This window comes from Atlanticothrix silvestris CENA357, from assembly GCF_016056295.1.
Taxonomy (GTDB): Bacteria; Cyanobacteriota; Cyanobacteriia; order Cyanobacteriales; family Nostocaceae; genus Atlanticothrix; species Atlanticothrix silvestris.
In genome coordinates this window covers 126919-145355 of sequence record NZ_JAECZB010000096.1, presented here as the reverse complement: position 1 = coordinate 145355, position 18437 = coordinate 126919, and the positions used below count along the sequence as shown (strand labels likewise).

General features: G+C 40.4%; 15 protein-coding genes. 5 read left to right on the top strand and 10 right to left on the bottom strand.

Annotated features, from left to right (window positions below):
• The 3 genes from I8751_RS25225 to murG form a co-directional block, all read right to left on the bottom strand.
• Positions 1–1394, bottom strand: a 1394-nt coding sequence (locus I8751_RS25225) for a tetratricopeptide repeat protein (protein WP_318780369.1), incomplete at its 3' end; no start/stop codon positions are given.
• A 72-nt stretch (positions 1395–1466) separates the two neighbouring features.
• The gene (locus I8751_RS25220; protein WP_214441826.1) at positions 1467–2672 is read right to left on the bottom strand and encodes a glycosyltransferase family 4 protein; all 1206 of its coding nucleotides are present in this window, start codon (positions 2670–2672) and stop codon (positions 1467–1469) included.
• Between the two features lies 1 nt (position 2673).
• A complete protein-coding gene (gene murG, locus I8751_RS25215) occupies positions 2674–3747 on the bottom strand; it encodes an undecaprenyldiphospho-muramoylpentapeptide beta-N-acetylglucosaminyltransferase (protein ID WP_214441825.1) in 1074 nt (357 codons plus the stop codon).
• Between the two features lie 85 nt (positions 3748–3832).
• On the opposite strand from murG, the gene I8751_RS25210 reads away from it, so the two are divergent.
• The 4 genes from I8751_RS25210 to I8751_RS25195 all read left to right on the top strand — a co-directional run bounded on the left by I8751_RS25210 (position 3833) and on the right by I8751_RS25195 (position 12704).
• Complete coding sequence (locus I8751_RS25210) at positions 3833–4642, top strand: protein kinase family protein (RefSeq protein WP_214441824.1); 810 nt, start codon at positions 3833–3835, stop codon at positions 4640–4642.
• A gap of 348 nt (positions 4643–4990) precedes the next feature.
• Positions 4991–6640, top strand: coding sequence for an AAA-like domain-containing protein (locus I8751_RS25205; protein ID WP_214441823.1), 1650 nt, complete (start codon positions 4991–4993; stop codon positions 6638–6640).
• Positions 6640–10182, top strand: coding sequence for a WD40 domain-containing protein (locus I8751_RS25200; RefSeq protein ID WP_214441822.1), 3543 nt, complete (start codon positions 6640–6642; stop codon positions 10180–10182). The genes I8751_RS25205 and I8751_RS25200 overlap by 1 nt, the downstream gene beginning before the upstream one ends.
• A gap of 68 nt (positions 10183–10250) precedes the next feature.
• Positions 10251–12704: a C1 family peptidase gene (locus tag I8751_RS25195; RefSeq protein WP_214441821.1), complete on the top strand. Its 2454-nt coding sequence runs from the start codon at positions 10251–10253 to the stop codon at positions 12702–12704.
• Between the two features lie 106 nt (positions 12705–12810).
• Here I8751_RS25195 and I8751_RS25190 read toward each other — a convergent pair whose 3' ends face one another.
• The 6 genes from I8751_RS25190 to I8751_RS25165 all read right to left on the bottom strand — a co-directional run bounded on the left by I8751_RS25190 (position 12811) and on the right by I8751_RS25165 (position 15883).
• On the bottom strand, positions 12811–13182 hold the full coding sequence (locus I8751_RS25190) for a hypothetical protein (protein ID WP_214441820.1): 372 nt from the start codon (positions 13180–13182) through the stop codon (positions 12811–12813).
• Positions 13151–14179: an LLM class flavin-dependent oxidoreductase gene (locus I8751_RS25185; protein WP_214441819.1), complete on the bottom strand. Its 1029-nt coding sequence runs from the start codon at positions 14177–14179 to the stop codon at positions 13151–13153. Before I8751_RS25185 ends, I8751_RS25190 begins: the two co-directional genes overlap by 32 nt.
• A 48-nt stretch (positions 14180–14227) precedes the next feature.
• Positions 14228–14590, bottom strand: coding sequence for a hypothetical protein (locus I8751_RS25180; RefSeq protein ID WP_214441818.1), 363 nt, complete (start codon positions 14588–14590; stop codon positions 14228–14230).
• A gap of 228 nt (positions 14591–14818) precedes the next feature.
• Entirely contained in the window at positions 14819–15130 is a 312-nt protein-coding gene (locus I8751_RS25175) for a hypothetical protein (RefSeq protein ID WP_214441817.1), read from the bottom strand.
• Positions 15131–15132: 2 nt separating this feature from the next.
• Complete coding sequence (locus I8751_RS25170) at positions 15133–15414, bottom strand: hypothetical protein (protein ID WP_214441816.1); 282 nt, start codon at positions 15412–15414, stop codon at positions 15133–15135.
• Positions 15415–15454: 40 nt separating this feature from the next.
• On the bottom strand, positions 15455–15883 hold the full coding sequence (locus I8751_RS25165) for a hypothetical protein (RefSeq protein ID WP_214441815.1): 429 nt from the start codon (positions 15881–15883) through the stop codon (positions 15455–15457).
• 999 nt (positions 15884–16882) lie between these two features.
• Here I8751_RS25165 and cysK point away from each other — a divergent pair.
• A complete protein-coding gene (gene cysK / locus I8751_RS25160) occupies positions 16883–17842 on the top strand; it encodes a cysteine synthase A (protein WP_214441814.1) in 960 nt (319 codons plus the stop codon).
• Between the two features lie 75 nt (positions 17843–17917).
• On the opposite strand, the gene I8751_RS25155 is transcribed toward cysK, so the two are convergent.
• On the bottom strand, positions 17918–18286 hold the full coding sequence (locus I8751_RS25155) for a four-helix bundle copper-binding protein (RefSeq protein WP_214441813.1): 369 nt from the start codon (positions 18284–18286) through the stop codon (positions 17918–17920).
• Between the last annotated feature and the right edge of the window lie 151 nt (positions 18287–18437).

The window sequence follows — 18437 nt, the reverse complement described above, 5'->3', positions numbered from 1 at the left end:
TCCCCCAGCGCCATACCCCGTTTGAACCATGCGTCGTGGTCGTCGGGTTTAATTTTGAGAGCGTTATCGTAGGATGCAATTGCCTCTTTATGTTGTCCTAGATTACTCAGTGCATAACCTCGACTGCACCAAACTGAGTCGTCGTCGGGTTTAATTTTGAGAGCGTTATCGTAGGATGCGATTGCCTGTTTATGTTGCCCTAAATTACCCAGTACCACACCCTGGTTGTACCAAACTGAGTCGTCGTCAGATTTAATTTTGAGGGCGTTATCGTAGGATGCGATTGACTCTTCCCATTGCTTTAAGTGATCCAGCGCTAAACCTCGATTGTTCCAAGCTTCATAAAAGTCAGATTTAATTTTGAGAGCGTTATCGTAGGATGCGATTGCCTGTTTATGTTGCCCTAAATTACCCAGTGCATTACCCCGGCTAATCCAAACTTCGTGGTCGTCGGGTTTGAATTTGAGGGCGTTATTGTAGGATATAATCGCTTCTTTATGTTGCCCTAAATTACCCAGCGCAACACCCCGGTTGTACCAAGCTTCGTGTAAGTCGGGTTTGAATTTGAGGGCATTATCCCAAGATGCGATCGCTTCTTCATATCGCCCTAAATTTACCAGTTCCACACCCCTGTTGAACCAAGCTATATGATCATCAGGTTTAATTTGGTATTTTGAAGCTAGATTAAAAGCTGTGTTAAAGGATGCGTTTGCTTCTTCATATCGTCCTAAGTGACGCAATGCCACACCGCAATTTTGCCAAGCATCATAGAAATCGGCTTTAATTTCAATAGCTTTGTCAAAGAATGCGATCGCTCCTTCATGTAATCCTAAATTAGCCAGCGCTACGCCTTGATTAAACAAAGCCTCTGCTTCATTGTTTGTCAATTCACCAGTATCATCGAATTGATTACTTGTTTTTTCCTCCTCCGCGTCCTCTGCGCCTTGGCGGTTCGTTTCTCTTCCCCCTAACCGCCTGCCAATATCATCAGCAACATCACCCACTTCCCCAACACTCAACTCACCCAGGCGCACCATTCGCGTTGCTAACTCATCATTCGGTATAGTTGAGGCTAACAATCTTTCACCAAAGCCCCGTAACCACTCCATTAAATGAGACTCATTGATGCGCTTTGCAGCAAAAAAATCTTTTACCCCTCCCCTAGTCAAGCCATCATTGACTTCTGCCAACAACTGGAGAAACAACGATTCATACTCCGCATTTGTTAGCCGTTTCGGTGGTTTTACTTTCCTTTTTTTCCCCAAAGGATTCTGCTTTCTGCCAAAAAAGCGCTGAAAAGACCTCTTGAGCCACTGCCAAAGCTGCTTGAGCATCTGCTGCAACCATGTATTGCTTTTACGGTGTATTTTAGCAATTTCACGGAAAAATCTCACGCAGAGGAGCCAGCGCTGTGCGGGGGTTTCCCCCGTTGAAGCGACTGGCGTGCGCGGAGGCGCAGAGTAAGGCTAAGAGGTAATATCTTTGATGAGTTGGAGGTGCTGGGGTAGTAAATTAGCTAAAGCATAACGCTCTAGTACAGTTTTCCGAGCATTGGTGCGAATTTTTGCCATGCGTGTCGGATGATTTAGTACTTCATCAATGCGGTCAGCTATTTTTCGCGGCGAGAAAAAATCAACCAATAAACCATTTTTCCCATCTTCAATGACTTCAGTCACAGGTGCAGTATCAGAGCCAAGCACCAAGCATCCTGTAGACATAGCCTCAATCATCGACCAAGAAAGTACAAACGGTCTGGTTAAATAAACATGTACCGATGATGCTTGAATTACTTGCAAATACTGTCCATAAGGCAAAGAGCCAGTGAAATGAACCCGCGATAAATCTAGCGGGACTTTTTTCAACATCAAGTCTTTGTAGGTAAGATTGTTTGGTAAAGATTTACCATAACAAACTCTATCTGACCCTACAATCACTACATGGCAATTTGGTCTACGCTCCTGCACATAAGCAAGAGTTTGCATAAACTGGGGAAAACCACGGTAAGGCTCCATTCCCCGTGCTACATAAGTGACAATTTCATCGACACCAGACAAATCCAGATTGGGCAATACTAATTTAGCTCCTGGATGCGGTTTAAAGTATTCTGTATCCACTCCATCATGTAACACAGAAATTTTTTGATGAAATTCTGAGGGAAATTGTGCTTTTTGCCAACCAGTCGGTGATAAACCGCGATCGCAGGTATATAAATCAATTAATATAGGCGCATTTTTTGTCCTGATACGTGCTATGTCATCAACACTTAGAGGGTCTGTGGGGTCAAAATCTGCGTCTGAACCGAGAGCATGATAGAACCATTCAAAATAACAAATCAGCGGTGTATCTGGGAATACATCCTTAACAAACAAAGTTGGCCCCCAACCAGAATGACCACAAATTACATCAGGGATAAAGCCTTTTGTTTTAAGTTGTTCAGTTAATTTAAATGCAGCTTGTCCATGCAAAACTGCGTTCTCTAATGGTCGAACATAATGATGAGTTGTAGGATGGGGATTCCGGCTAGGCTCAAAAACGATTTTATATACGCCGGGTAAATTCACATCTCGATTTTTAGTGCCAAAAACTACCTGATTGTTGGGATTTTGAGCTAAAGCTAGAGCAACATGGCGATACTGAGCCGGAAAATTAGAATGAAGGAAGAGAACGCGCATTTTAGCTTTCTACTACCTCACGCACCAAAGAGGCTAACTTTTCAGCACTATCAGGAACTGCGATCGCTTTAGCTCTTTCCCCCATCTTGGTTAACTCTGCGGGTGATTGCAATAAACTCAACACTTGGCTTTGCAACTTCTGAGCCGTTAACTCCGATTGTTTAAACATCAATGCTGCACCAGCTTTTGTAAATACATCCGCGTTGTAAGATTGATGATCTTCGGCAGCAAAGGGATAAGGAATCAAAATTGCTGGCACGCCACAAACTGCTAATTCTGTTAAACTACCAGCACCAGAACGACTAATCGCTATAGCAGATCGTCGCAACAGCGCCGCCATATTATCGTAAAAAGGCAACTCTAGATATTGTGGGTGTTTAAGGCTACCTGCATCAGGATCGCGATCGCCTGTTAAATGCACTACATAAGCACCCGCATCAAACCAAGCTTGAGCTGATTGTCGCACCAACTTGTTGACAGCTACAGCACCCTGACTACCACCAAAAACGACAATTAAAGGAACACCATCAGGAATAGCTAAATCCAACGATGCATCGCTGGCTTGATCCAAAAATTGTGACCTCACGGGAGTACCCACACAGACATTTTTGGCACGGGGCAAATATTTAGCAGCTTCTGCAAATCCTAGCGCCATCGCTGTACACCAAGGGCCAAAAAAGCGAGTTACTTTTCCAGGCAATGCATTAGATTCGTGAAAAACTACAGGTAAACCAAGGGAACGTGCCGCAATTACAGCTGGCCCGGCAATATAGCCACCCGTGGTAACTACTCCTTGAAAATTTCCCTGTCGTAGGATTCGTCTGACTTCTATAATCGAACCAGTGAGTTTACCCAAGACCCGTAGAGACGCAAATCCGAACCCTTGCTGAAACCCTTCAACTGCAATAGTATTCAAGGGATATTGTTTGGGCACGAGTTGAGTTTCTAGGCGATTGGGTACACCTAGCCATTCAATTTCATAGTCTGGCAGTTTTTGCGCCAGTGCGATCGCTGGAAACAAGTGTCCACCAGTACCACTGGCAGCTATGAGTAATTTTATCGGTGCGTTTGCCATCAAACCTCTACCGTTTAGCGCCTAGCTTAACTAAGATAAAACAATTTCCTTACCTTCTGTACTCAAATCAGTAAACTCTTACCAAATGACTAACATTATTGCTTTATTACCCAAACGCCAACGAAGATTTTCTCATGGCATCGGGCTAATTTTGTCCTTACTGACACTTGGTGTAACCAGTAGTTTGGCACACGCTCAAGCTCCTACCGCCAATAATGCCCCAGCTGAACTGAAAAACTTGTTGACGCGAATCGATACAGCAGCTAGCCAAAGCAATGTCAAGGAGGTAATGCAATTCTATGCCCCCACTTTCGCTAGTGGGGATGGATTAAACCGTCAGACTTTAGAAAAATCCTTGGTGACATTGTGGCAGCGATATCCACAGTTAAAATACAGTACACAGCTACAATCTTGGAAATCGGAAGGCAATGCCATTATTGCCGAAACAGTAACTAACATTACTGGCTTACCTTCTGCTAGTAACAATAATATGGCTCTCAATGCCACAATTAAATCTCGTCAGCGCATCACAGGTACAAAAATTGTCCGCCAAGATATTTTATCCGAACGCACCCAAATTACGTCTGGTAAAAAACCACCCCAAATCGAGATTAATTTGCCACAGCAGGTAAAAGTAGGACAGCAGTATAGCTTTGATGCGATCGTTAAAGAACCTCTAGGTGAAGATTTTCTACTAGGAACAGCATTAGAAGAACCCGTCCAAGCCAGCAAATATCTCAACCCCACATCTGTTGATTTGCAATTACTGACATCTGGCGGACTGTTTAAAACAGGACGCGCACCCTCTACCCCCGGTAGCCAATGGATTTCTGCGGTAATCCTCCGGGGTGATGGCATGACTATGGTAACTCAGCGCTTGCAAGTGATGAAGTAGGGCATGGGGCATGGGAAAGAAGGGTAAAGGGGAATGGATAAGGGGGAAAGGGTTTATTTCTTCATCCTTTACCTTTACCCTTTAACCTTTTTCCAAGATTGTTCATCCCCTGCTCCCTGCTTCCTTAAATTCACCATTTTAAATACTTAATCTAAAGCAATGCTATGATTCTTGAGCTAGCGATCGCTCCTAATCCAAGCCACACAATTAGCGAAGTTTTGCTGCGGTCTCAACAATCTCTAAAGCTTTAGCAAAAATATGTGAACGCGTCATCAGTAATTAACCTGAACTAGGCTGTAGTACACTGCATATAACTCAGAATCCCGCATTTATATAGTTGAAAGCAGTGTGAAAAAAATCCTGATTTTGTCAGCCAATCCCACCAATACAAACAAGCTACGCCTGGATGAAGAAGTGCGGGAAATTCAGGCAGGGTTGGAACGAGCCAGAAGCCGAGAGCAATTTGAAATCATTACTAAATGGGCCGTGCGTCCTGACGATTTGCGTCGTGGACTATTAGATCACGAGCCAGAGATAGTCCACTTTTCTGGGCATGGAGCAGGAAATCAAGGCTTAGTCTTGGAAAATAATGCAGGACAAATGCAGCTAGTAAGTACAGAGTCGCTAGCAAGGCTGTTTAAGTTATTTAAAGACAAAATTGAGTGTGTTTTATTGAATGCCTGTTATAGTAAGGCGCAAGCTGAAGCGATTTACCAACACATTGACTGCGTAGTGGGCATGAATCAGGAAATTGGGGATAGAGCAGCAATTGAGTTTGCAGTTGGCTTTTATGATGCACTTGGTGCCAACAGATCCTATGAGGACGCTTATGAATTTGGCTGTAGTGCTATTGAGCTAGAGAGTATTCCAGAGTTTTTAACCCCAGTGCTAAAAAGTAGGAATAATAGCAGCAAAGTTTTTACTCAGGAGCAACTCAAGCAAAACCTGGTTAAAAATACTCAGAAAATGCCAATAATCACTTTAGAAGACCCAGAAGGGCAAGTACCTCTGGAATCTGATTTTTATGTAGAACGTCCCCCGATTGAAGTAGACTCTTACGAAACAATTCTTAAACCAGGTGCCCTGATTCGTGTCAAAGCTCCTAGACAGATGGGAAAAACCTCCTTAATGACACGGATTCTCGACCATGCAAACCAACAGGATCATCAGATAGCTGCTTTGAACTTTCAGTCAGCGGATGCAGAATTTCTTAGTAGCTTGGATAAGTTCTTACAGTGGTTCTGTGCCAGCATTACCTACGAACTAAATTTACCAGATAAGCTAGAGGACTATTGGAAAGGTATTCTCGGTAGCAAGAATAAGTGTACTAATTACTTCCAAAGGTATTTGTTATCTGAGATTAACAGCCCCATCACCTTGGCATTGGATGAAGTTGATGAGGTTTTCAAGCATCCCGAAATTGCTAATGACTTTTTTGGGTTGTTGCGCTCTTGGCATGAACGGGCAAAGAATGAGACAGCCTGGAAAAAGCTGAGATTGGTGATTGTACATTCTAAGGAAGTGTACATCCCGTTAAACATTAATCAGTCGCCCTTTAATGTGGGATTGCCAATTGAGTTACCAGAACTCAATCTCGCCCAAGTGCAAGAATTGGTACTGCGTCATGGACTTAATTGGATTGACTCAGAGGTTGAGCAGTTGATGTTGCTGGTGGGTGGTCATCCTTACTTGGTGCGAGTGGCGCTGTATCAAATTGCTCGTGGTCGGATGACCTTGGCAAAGCTAAAACAAGTCGCTTCAATGGAAGAAGGCCCCTACAGCGACCACTTACGTCGTCATTTATTGAATCTGCAAGAAGACGAACAATTACTGACTGCCGTCAAACGAGTAGTAATATCAGATGCTTCTGTGGATGTAGGAACAACTGAGGCGTTTAAACTTCGGAGTATGGGGTTAGTGAAGTTTCAGGGCAATGAGGTAATGCCTTTATGTAACTTATATCGACAGTATTTTCTAGAGCGCTTGGGAGTTAACTGATGAGTGTAGCACCTCGCCCAGGCTACGAATATCAAGTAGGAGGCAGTTTACCAGTTGATGCTCCAACTTATGTGCAGCGACAAGCTGACCAAGAATTTTATGAAAGCTTAAAACGGGGAGAGTTCTGTTATGTCCTCAATTCCCGACAGATGGGTAAATCTAGCTTGCGGGTGCAAATAATGCAACGGTTACAGGTTGAGGGATTTGCCTGTGCAGCCATTGACATTACTGCGATTGGAACCGCAGACATCACCACAGAGCAGTGGTACGCTGGGGTGATTGACAGTCTGGTAGGAAGTTTTAATCTTGATACTGACTTTGATTTAGAAACCTGGTGGTCTGATAACGGCTTACTGTCACCAGTACAACATTTAAGCAAGTTTATTGAGACAGTACTATTAAGAAAAAATACTGGAAATATTGTCATATTTATCGATGAAATTGATAGTATCCTCAGTTTGAAATTCAACCTAGATGACTTTTTTGCAGTCATCCGTGACTGCTATAACCGACGCGCTGACCAAGGAGACTATAACCGCCTCACCTTTGCCTTAATTGGGGTATCTACGCCCTCAAACCTAATTAAAGACAAAAGACGGACACCTTTTAATATTGGTCATGCAGTTGATTTAACGGGCTTCCAACTTGATGAGGCGCAACCGCTAGCACAGGGACTAATAGGTATTGGCGATCGCGAAGAATTAATCAAAGCAGTTTTAGACTGGACAGGAGGACAACCATTTCTCACCCAAAAAGTATGTAAATTGATACTGCAATATGGCAAAGAGATGGGCAAGGAGGAAGATTCCAATATTGCAGACTGGGTAGAACATTTGGTGCGATCGCACATCATCACAAACTGGGAAGCACACGATGAACCGGAGCATTTAAAAACTATCCGCGATCGCATTTTACGCAGTGGAAAACAGGGTAGTGGAAGATTGTTAGGGTTATGTCAACAAATTTTGCAGCGCAAAGAAGTTGTAGCTGATGATAGTCCTGAACAGATTGAACTGCGGCTGACAGGATTGGTGGTGAGGCGCGATGGTAAATTGCGAATTTATAACCGCTTGTATGCAGAGGTATTTAACCAGAAATGGTGCGAGGGAGAACTAGCAAAACTGCGTCCCTATGCAGAAGGATTAAATACCTGGGTAGCTAGTGAGCGTAAGGATGAGTCGCGTTTGTTGCGAGGACAAGCACTACAGGATGCTCAAGCTTGGGCAACAGATAAAAGTTTAAGCGATTTGGATTATCAATTTTTAGCTGCAAGTCAAGAGTTCTCTCAGCGAGAAATGCAAATTGCGCTGCAAGCTGAGAGACAAGCAAAACACATATTGATTGAGGCACAACGAAAAGTAGAATTTGCTTTAGAAGAAGAGAGAAAGGCGAATCAAAGATTAGTTATAGCGCAACGAAAAGCCAAAAAACAGATAAGTATTGGGGCTAGTGTACTGGCAATTTCTCTTGTTGGGGGAACAACAGCAGGGCTAATTGCATTCAATACAACAAAAGAATTGGACATAACTAAGATCAAAATCTTGAGTACATCCTCAAAAACAAACTTCAACTTTAATCGAAATACTTTTGATGCCTTAATAGATGCTCTGAGAGCAGGAAGACAGCTAAAGCAATCTATTTGGTATAAAAATGACCCTAAACTGCGAACTCAAGTCATAGAAGTACTTAGTAGTGCAGTTTACAGTGTTAGAGAGAGTACTCGGCTAGAAGGACATGAAGGCTTTGTTATGCAGGCTAGGTTTAGTCCTGATGGTCAGACAATTGCGACTGCTAGCTACGACAATACTGCTAAACTCTGGAACTCAGATGGCAAAGAAATCTTAACTTTGCAGCTCACTTCGCTAGTTGCGGATGTAAGCTTTAGCCCTGATGGTCAGATAATTGCTACTGCCAGTCGAGATGGAACCACAAAACTTTGGAATCGACAAGGTAAGTTTCTTGCAAATCTAAAAGGACACAAAAGTGATGTTTGGAGTGTGAGTTTTAGCCCCAATGGCCAGAAAATTGCTACGGCAAGTGCAGACAATACAGTAAAATATTGGTCATTAGATGGTCATCTAATCAAGACTTTAAACGGTCACACTGGAGCAGTCAACAAAGTTACTTTTAGTCCTGATGGGAAGATTGCTACAGCTAGTGACGACAGCACAGTAAAACTCTGGGATGCTCAGGGTAATTTGATTAATACCTTGAAGGGGCATAAAGATGCTGTGTTGAGTGTAAGGTTTAGCCCTGATGGTCAGACTCTTGCCTCTGCTAGTAACGATAAAACAGTTATCCTTTGGGATGTTAAAAAAAGTAAGCAAGTAACATCACCTTTAATACATACTGATAAAGTTAGAGATGTTATTTTCAGTCCCGATGGTCAAATAATTGCTACTGCCGGTGAGGATAAAATTGTGAAGTTGTGGCGTAGTCGAGATTACAGGCTGCTAGAAACTTTAAACGGGCATCAAGGTGCAGTCACTAGTTTAAGTTTTAACCCCCAGGGTAATGTCCTTGCATCTGGTAGTTATGACAAAACGGTAAAATTTTGGCGACTAAATGACTGGCTTACTACTTTGAATGGACATGATGGAGCAATTTATAGTGTTGATATTAGCCCCAAAGGCAACATGATTGCAACTGCTAGTGGTGACAATACTGTGAAATTGTGGAACTTGCAGGGACAACAACTTCACACGTTGAAGGGGCATACTCAACCCATTGCTAGTGTTAATTTCAGCCCAGATGGCAAGTTTATTGTAAGTGGTGGTAATGACGCAACTGTGAGGTTATGGAATTTACAAGGACAGGAACTTAAAACAATATTCACAGGACATAATAGATCTATCACTAGTGTCGTTTTTAGTCCAAATAATAATACGATTGCCTCTGCCAGTCTTGACGGTACTGTGAAACTTTGGAGTCGCGCAGGAGAGCTTTTAAAGACTTTAAAAGGTAATATTACGAAAACTTCCAGTGTCAGTTTTAGCCCGGATGGTAAGATAATCGCCGCAGCCAGTCGGGATACTGGAATAGTACAACTCTGGAACAGTGATGGAAAATCCTTGCGTAGTTGGCAGGCTCACAATGCCTCGATTTACAATATTCGTTTCAGCCCTAATAGTCAAGTTATCGCAACTTCCAGTGAAGATAATACCGTGAAGTTGTGGAATCTAAATGGTATCTACTTAAATTCTTTGAAAGGACATACTGCCGCAATTTGGGGCTTGGATTTTAGTCTTGATGGTCGAATGATTGCTACAGCCAGTGATGATAGTACAGTTAAAATATGGTCGGATAAAGGTGTATTAATTATGACTACCATTGGTCATCTTGACAGCGTTAATTCACTCAGATTTAGTCCTGATAGCAAAATGCTTGCTACTGCCAATTCAGACCAAACAGCAAAGCTATGGAATATAGATAATTTGAGATTAGATAAATTTATGGTTCGTGGATGCAACTGGTTAAACGACTATTTGAAGAATAATCGCAACATTCCAACTGATATTTGCGATACAAATATTCAGAAATAGATGATTATTTGATTTAGGTAGTTAGTTTCAAAAAAATAATAATTAAAAATAAATATTAGAAGGGAATCATGGGAAATAGCGGCAATCAACAGCAACAAAGTAATTGGAAAAAAAAAGGATTAGGCTGGATACCAGACTATCCAGATCTACGTGATTACAATTTAGATAATGAAGAAGGTATCAAGAATAAGCTCAGGTTTAAAATAGAAGAAGGAACTCGTAACTTTGAAAAACTTGTAGAAGATCTAATTAATTTAGTTTCAGATTTAACTTCCCAAAACTGTTCAAAAGAAGATAGAATAGAGCAATTTAAAAATCAAATATTTGGTAACGTCTTATTTGCCAAGGTAAAAGTTCATAAGCTTTTAAGAGAAATACCTAAAGACTCAGACCCAATAAATAATCTATATCCCATTAATCCAGTTGAATATGAAAGCATACTTTCAAATCAGATAGTAGATTTAAAGAAGTATCTCGGTGTCTTATTCATGAAAGAATATTTGCGACCCAACGAGATAGATTCTGAAATTTTTAAGGATCCAGGAAAAATAGTGGAGTGGATGAGAAATTCAGAGTATGATCCAACCACTAAATCACTTGTAAAAGTTTTTCAGTCTTGTTCCAATATTTTGGTTGATGGAATAGTAGGACTTGAAACTTACACGACTTTTAATGAATATTTTTCTGATCCTGAAAAATTGTCAAAACTTAAAGATAAAGAGTGTGAAAAACTTCCCAAAAGAGAAAGTTTATCAAAAATTAAGTTTTTTGCAGTAACTTCGTTAATATCAAGGTCAGAATTTGGAATAATATTAGATATTTTGAAATGTAAAATCATCGACCAGATAAAAAAAGAATATGCATTATATATTTTTAATAACCCTTACGGAAAAATTTTTGAGTATGAGTTTTTAACAAAAATTGGAGCGCCAAATAAATTATTATTTGAAGAAATGTTTAACTTAGAGTTAAACAAGGAAGAAAAAAATTTAAAACATACTAAATATCAAGATCAAATAGAAAATTTCATTAATGAAATTTGTAGTCTAGAGAATAAAAATAAAAGTATTAAATTCAGTAATATTGTCACAATTTTACAGAACTCATCTATAAGCGAACCAATATTTTCAGTTATAACGCGAGTTATGTCTCCTTTATCCCAATGGAGCGATTTGACTTGGGAAGAAATGATCAGAAAAGGCTTTGAAGATTTTGAAAACATTGCCACTAATACTTCAAATACAGAGCCAGGATATTCTAAAGAAGAATTAGTAAAAAGCGCGATTTTTCAAGTCATATCTCTTCTCAAATTAGAAATTTTATCTTTTATAGAAGAACCAGACGACGAAAAAGATACAAGTGAGCTATTTGTATATTTTCTGCTGAAAAAATACTTAAATCAATTTGAAAAGTATACATCAGATATTGAAAATGAGATACAAGAGTCACAGATTAAAGGCGAGGAGCTTAAAAGTAATATTTTTGATAAACAAGAAGTGTTTGAAGTCGAACTACTATTTAATTATGGTAATAGTTCTTCTAATCTAGAAAATAGTAAACAAAAAAAATCCAAAGAGTTATTTCCAAATCTCAATTTACATATTCCTGTAGTAATTAGTAACAGTTATCTAAAGAAATTAACAATATCCCAACAAAAAAATAATTCACAGAAAAAACTATTTTTTCTTCTTCCTGCTGTAATTGATTTGAGCTTTTGGTGTTCTCCAGTTAGAGACCAAGGTTCACTAAACTCTTGTACAGCATTTGCTGCGATCGCACTATTAGAGTATTTTGAAAATAGAAATTTTGGTAAGTCAACAGATGCTTCTCCTCTATTCCTATATAAAGCTGCACGCCAGAAAATGAATGTAGAAGGAGATTTGGGAGTATCTATACGAGAAACAATAAAAGTACTTGCATTATTTGGTGTTCCCCCTGAAGAATCTTGGCCTTATAAAGAAGATAAAGTAGACGAAGAACCGCCTTCTTATTGTTATGCTTATGCTCAAAATTACAAAACACTCAAATACTTTCTTCTCGATTATGCTGGCATTACTACAGAGAGTCTTTTGTTTCAGATTAAAGCAGTTCTAGCTGCGGGCTTTCCTTGTATTTTTGGTTTAACGCTTTATACTTCTGCATACGAAGAAAGTAATTCAAAAAAAGGTCACATTCCATATCCAGATCCTGATAAGGATAAGGTAGTTGGCGGACATACTGCCGTTGTAGTTGGATATGATGATTACAAATTCATCCGGTGTGCTAGTCGCAAGTATTATTCAAGAGGTGCATTCTTAATCAGAAACTCTTGGGGTAGTGAATGGGGAGTAAACGGTTATGGATGGCTTCCCTATGACTACGTTTTAGCTGGACTCACAGCTGCTTGGTGGTCATTACTCAAAGCAGAGTGGTTTGATGAAAGTAACTTCGGGTCGGCTAGAAAGGGTGGCGACGGTGCAGACCGTGATACACAAGGATCAGGATCACCACCAACTTCCCGCAAAAGCTCAAATCCAAAATAGTATAACTCTAACTCTGTATTTTCTGGGCTTCTGACTCAATTTGAGCTAGAAAAACCCAGTTTATTAATAAAAAAACTGGGTATCAAGTCTGAATCACCTCAATACTCTACAGCCAATCTTTATAAGCAGAGATTTCATTCACACTAATTTCAAAAGGCCCGCCCTTACCAAATGGTGGATAAACGCGGATTTTGGCACTGCTTGAAAATCTTTGTAGCCTGTTGCCTAATTGGGGAATATTGCTGACTATATGCCAGTAAGAGACAAGATCGGGACAGTCAATTACTAGCATGAGAGTAGCGTTATTTGTGGTGATATACCACTGACAATTAGACAATAGTACTTGCGTAATGCGATCGCAAGCTTGATAAAAGCATCTGCCTGTAGATTGTTCTAGTTCCAGATGCAGCATTCCATCCTGTTTCGTTACCTCATTTGGTGGTAAATCATCGGGAGGAAGCATGGGTAGTTTGGACATAATTCCGTACCTCTTGGTTGTAGCGCTGCAAACTTTCTAGGTTTTTTTGCAGAGTCAAAGCTGAGGGTTTGAGCGCTAGTGTACCTATATTTAATTCATCTTGAAATCGCTTGATTTTGTCGCGACAAGTGACTACATCACCAATGATTGAATTTTCAATCAAATAGTCTTCATCAAAGCAGATGTTGGTGCGATCAAAAGGTTTCTGGTTAGGATTCAAGCTATTCTGTATGACTTGAGTAGAGTTGGCTTTCATTTTTTGGCTAAATTTACGAATGAAAGGCATTGCCTCACTCACTGCCTCATCGTATGTTCTGCCAACATAAAAAAAGCGTGCCAATACCAGATTTTCGGAACCGCTAGAATTAAAGGCGCGATATTTGGCCACAGTACTCTTTAATCTTTCTAAAGAAAACGGTGGCCCTCCCATTAAAGCGAAGGAGTTTTGGGCAGCAAATTCTATGCCTTCATCACCGCCAGTGGCAATATACACTGGTATTTGTGGCTGTAATGGTTTGGGGTAAATTGTCAGGCGATCGCATTGATAATATTGCCCGTTAAATGATACATCAGTTTCATATAAAAGCTTTTGAATCAGTGCGATCGCTTCTAGCATCTTGGCACGAGATTCACCCATTGGTGTAGCAAAATGCTTGTTCTGTTGCGGGAAAGGCCCTCCTTTCGCAACTCCAAATAATAATCTGCCATTACACAGGTTATCTAAGGTAGCAATATCCTCTGCTACCCGAATTGGGTTATAAAACGGCAATAAAACCGCCGCTGTGCCTAATTGGATAGTTGAGGTCATTCCTGCTAGGTGTGCCATCAGCACCAACATGGATGGACTGAGATTGGATTCACTAAAATGATGCTCACTTACCCAAGCTTCCGCAAAGCCTAAGCTTTCCGCCTGCTTTACCAGTGCAACTTGTTCAAAGATGGCGCGGCGGGCATCCTGGTGATGATTGTCGTAATTGCAGAAAAGTCCGGTTTTCATTGTTTGCTTTGCATTGGCATTTTGTGCCCACCGTAGGTTTTCGCTATTCTAGATTGCCACCCACTGCAACTCTAACCATAAGCGTGGGTTGTTGTGCTTGAGTTTTGACATCGGATCTCGTAGCAATCGCCTCGCGTTCATACAAACTACTTGAACTAGCCCCATATTATCCGCCAGTTCTCGGAGTATTTCTTTTTGGGCTTGCACAAAAGGAAGCATTTCTTCGGAGCAATAAATCCCTATATATTGCAAGCGTCTAGCAGGCCGTCCCCAGAAACAGGTGATGACTTTCACATAACACCCGTCTAGCAGTTCCCCAACTTTTGGGTAATAGTGATTGACGACTCGTGTGAATTCTTTAGCTAGGATATCTTCAGCAATCATTTCAACTGATGTTTCTGTAGCGTTCATCACGCTATTTAATATAACATATATTTGTCATCTTTAGATGACAAATTGCCTTATTTATTCTAAATAAAATATTAAACATAACATCAAAAACGAGGCGTACTTTTATTTAGCACCACCTCATATAAGCTAAACATCTTCAAGATCAAATTCAAAATATGATGCTTTGATTAACATGGATTTAGCTTCACATCTCAATCTAAGATTCTAAATTTTGAATTTTAATTATTATTATCGGGATTTGCGTTCTGCAACCAAGACTTCAGCTACCATCTCTGGCACTTCTACAAAGTCTAAAAATCCCTCTGAACCACGAATAGGTGAAATAAATGTATAGTTTGGGTCACACATTCCCGTATCGTAGACTTGAATAAACCACTTATCTGGAAACCCTTCTACACCTAGTTCTACAATGTACCAACTCTCGCCAACCAGACGAGAGTTAAAGACTGTGAACCACTCTCTATGATCTTCTGAGATGTTCCAGTCTGCCATGAGAAACTCTAATGCTATTTGTCCAGCGTCGGTTTCGCTCAGCAGCATCTTTACTCCTTATTGGCAACTTCAGGATTTACATCTTCAGGATTTGGAACTTCAGGATATAATCCCAACTGTTTAGCTAGTTCACGTCCTACAAAGAATAAAAACTGGGCACCATCTTGATTACCTTGATGTGCAAATGCAGTTGCTACTTGTAAGACTGTCTGCACAAAGTCAGCATCAATTAATTCTGGTTGGGATTCTAAAACTTCTGGTTCTTGACCGTTGGGACATTTAAGTAATTGGTCAATCAACTCGAAATACTGGACTTGGCGTTCTTCTGTCATGGTGATTTTGCTTATTTTGAATGAGTGAAGTTTGAGTTGATTATTGTTCGATACCTTGCTGCCAAACCCTTTCTAACATTTCAATTTGTTCTTGTAAAAGGGCAGCACGATAAACAAGATACCTATCGTAAACAATGATTCCTAACCCAACAAAAATAGGAGTTAACAAGACAAACCATTGCAGGATAGCAGCAAGCTTATATTGTTCAACAGCAGTCAGCACTTGGTTTACAGTATTGCGTTCAAAAAGTTGGATACTAGACTGAGATTGAGATGAGTTTGTACTAGCTATTTGGGGAGAAAAAGTAGTATCATCTGCACTATTTTTTTTAAATTCACAGGCTAAGTTCTGTGTTTTAACTAGCTCTATATGCCGTCCCCAAACCACACTCAATACTACTAGTCCTGGAGAAAGCACTGCTAAAGTAACCAGACAAACTGTGAGAACATTTAGAAATTTTACTTTCATATTTGCTCTCCTTTACTAGGTAGTATGCACCCAGAAAGGAAATATCTATGGTTGTTAGTTTCTTGTTGATTACTACTAACCACTGACTACTGACTACTGACTACTGACTACTGACTACTGACCCCTGACAAATTACCAAATTTTCCACAAACGCTATAATTATCAACTCAGAATTAACGTACTCAAACCCTAAAAGCTTTTTTCTGCTGCTAACAGGATGAAAAAAGGAGGGTTAAGAAGTCCCCCCTGGTTCACTGGACAAAAGCCCAGGAATTTCGGGGGGTAGAGGGGAATCTCTGCGTAAATCCTACACAATTTATAACAGTTGCTCCTTTGAATCAAAGTTTAGCTTGATGGATCAGAATTATTAGATTTATTAAATTTGTACTCAAAGCCTACAAGCCTTAACTGACAGGTATTACAAAAACTATTAGGGATATAGGTGCTAGTATTTTTGAGGTAGGGTACTAGAATTTATGAGGAGGGGTTCTAGTATTTTTGCACTCAATGTCAAAGCTATATAGGTTGCGGATAAAAGGCTGTTTTAGCTCTAGATAATTGGCATCAAAACTTGTACTCAAGTTAATATATTATATGGCGATGAGTATACAATAATAATTTAGCAAAAACCATTAAGATATTTCCCAAAAGTGACGTATTTTATACTAAATAATCAAATATTAAAGCTTTTGCGTTTGTAGCCAGTTAATTTTTCAGATGCTTAGTAAGTAATTAACAGTTTTAACAACCGAATTCCACTAAAAAGTAAATTTTGGCAATTCAGAATTTTTAAATTCTATTATGGGTAAATACAAGACAGTCTGGAATGCTAATTAGTGAGAAAATTTGATCAAATTCTTGCTTGTGTCTAACGACTTTTTGGTTTATTGAGTTACATCGTATACACACTCGCTGAGACTAGATTGCAAATAAAATATATACAAGTTGATTGTTATAGGTAAATAATCTTTTATAGATTTGGATTTTAGGAGTTAATTAATGAGAATTGCTAAAGACGTAACAGAACTTATTGGAAGAACTCCTTTAGTTCAGCTAAACAAGATTCCCCAAGCTGAGGGAGTAGGAGCCAGGATAGTTGTCAAACTCGAAGGTATGAATCCAGCTGCTTCAGTGAAAGACCGTATCGGTATCAGTATGGTGCTTTCGGCAGAAGCAGAAGGTTTGATTGAGCCAGGTAAAACAATTTTAGTCGAGCCAACTTCTGGTAATACGGGTATTGCCTTAGCGATGGTAGCAGCGGCGCGTGGTTATAGTTTGATTTTGACTATGCCGGAAACCATGAGCCAAGAACGCAGGGCGATGCTGAGAGCCTATGGTGCTACTTTAGAACTGACACCTGGAACTGAGGGAATGCGAGGGGCAATTCGTAAAGCAGAAGAAATTGTAGCTAAAACTCCCAATGCCTTAATGCTGCAACAGTTCCGCAACCCGGCTAATCCCAAAATTCACCGAGAAACAACCGCAGAAGAAATTTGGGCAGATACAGAGGGCGAAGTGGATATCGTCATTGCTGGGGTAGGTACTGGTGGGACAATTACTGGGATTGCGGAAGTACTTAAAGAACGTAAGCAGAGTGTTCAAGCGATCGCAGTTGAACCCAGCAACAGTCCAGTTCTCTCTGGTGGTGAAGCTGGCCCCCATAAAATTCAAGGCATTGGCGCTGGATTTGTCCCAGATGTTCTGCGCCTAGAATTAATCGACGAAGTGATTCGAGTTAGCGATGAGCAAGCAATGGCTTATGGGCGGCGCTTAGCCAAAGAAGAAGGATTATTATCTGGAATATCTTCTGGTGCTGCTTTGTGTGCTGCCATTCAAGTAGGTAAGCGTCCAGAAAATGCGGGACGTTTAATTGTGATGATTCAACCCTCCTTTGGCGAACGTTACCTTAGCACCCCCATGTTTCAAGACTTGTCTTTAGAAACTGCTGGTATCCGCTAAAGAGACTAGAGACGGGACAAGGGAGAAACTACTATCGTTACTCCCCTGTCTAGCTTACGTCCTGGCTCTATTTGCTTAGGCAGTTGCCATTGCCATTTGTCGACAGGAATCGGCACAACGACGACACATATCAGCGCAGGCTTTCATTTGAGCATCATCACCCATGCGATCGCAGTTATCTGCACATCGTTGACATATTTCAGCACAAACGCCGCAGGTACGAGCGTGTAAATCAGAACCTCGAAGCATAAAATTAGCGCAGGTATTACAAATTTCAGCGCAATCAAGCATTAGTCGAATGTGAGCAGGTTCTGCGTGACGACCACCTTTTTGTAGGCAGTATGCCACTGAATTTAAGCAAATGCTATGACAATCCAAGCAGTTTTGAATGCACTGCTGCATGTCACGGTTAAGTTTGTTTAAGGTGAGTTGTTCGATAGCCATTTCGCACCCTCTTTAATTTTTTGAGTTTACCTAGAGGTGTAATAACCTCTGGACTCACCTTAAAAGCTTAGATCTATCATTACGTCTGACTAATGGCAGAAAGAGTATTTCTAACTATTTGTATAAGTAGAACGGCATAAATATTTGTAGT

What these genes read in the sequence shown, in the direction of transcription:
- I8751_RS25170 (WP_214441816.1), bottom strand. Translation starts at nt 15,414, where the DNA reads ATGACAGAAGAACGCCAAGTCCAGTATTTCGAGTTGATTGACCAATTA.
- I8751_RS25220 (WP_214441826.1), bottom strand. Translation starts at nt 2,672, where the DNA reads ATGCGCGTTCTCTTCCTTCATTCTAATTTTCCGGCTCAGTATCGCCAT.
- I8751_RS25195 (WP_214441821.1), top strand. Translation starts at nt 10,251, where the DNA reads ATGGGAAATAGCGGCAATCAACAGCAACAAAGTAATTGGAAAAAAAAA.
- I8751_RS25180 (WP_214441818.1), bottom strand. Translation starts at nt 14,590, where the DNA reads ATGAACGCTACAGAAACATCAGTTGAAATGATTGCTGAAGATATCCTA.
- I8751_RS25200 (WP_214441822.1), top strand. Translation starts at nt 6,640, where the DNA reads ATGAGTGTAGCACCTCGCCCAGGCTACGAATATCAAGTAGGAGGCAGT.
- cysK (WP_214441814.1), top strand. Translation starts at nt 16,883, where the DNA reads ATGAGAATTGCTAAAGACGTAACAGAACTTATTGGAAGAACTCCTTTA.
- murG (WP_214441825.1), bottom strand. Translation starts at nt 3,747, where the DNA reads ATGGCAAACGCACCGATAAAATTACTCATAGCTGCCAGTGGTACTGGT.
- I8751_RS25155 (WP_214441813.1), bottom strand. Translation starts at nt 18,286, where the DNA reads ATGGCTATCGAACAACTCACCTTAAACAAACTTAACCGTGACATGCAG.
- I8751_RS25190 (WP_214441820.1), bottom strand. Translation starts at nt 13,182, where the DNA reads ATGTCCAAACTACCCATGCTTCCTCCCGATGATTTACCACCAAATGAG.
- I8751_RS25185 (WP_214441819.1), bottom strand. Translation starts at nt 14,179, where the DNA reads ATGAAAACCGGACTTTTCTGCAATTACGACAATCATCACCAGGATGCC.
- I8751_RS25165 (WP_214441815.1), bottom strand. Translation starts at nt 15,883, where the DNA reads ATGAAAGTAAAATTTCTAAATGTTCTCACAGTTTGTCTGGTTACTTTA.
- I8751_RS25210 (WP_214441824.1), top strand. Translation starts at nt 3,833, where the DNA reads ATGACTAACATTATTGCTTTATTACCCAAACGCCAACGAAGATTTTCT.
- I8751_RS25175 (WP_214441817.1), bottom strand. Translation starts at nt 15,130, where the DNA reads ATGCTGCTGAGCGAAACCGACGCTGGACAAATAGCATTAGAGTTTCTC.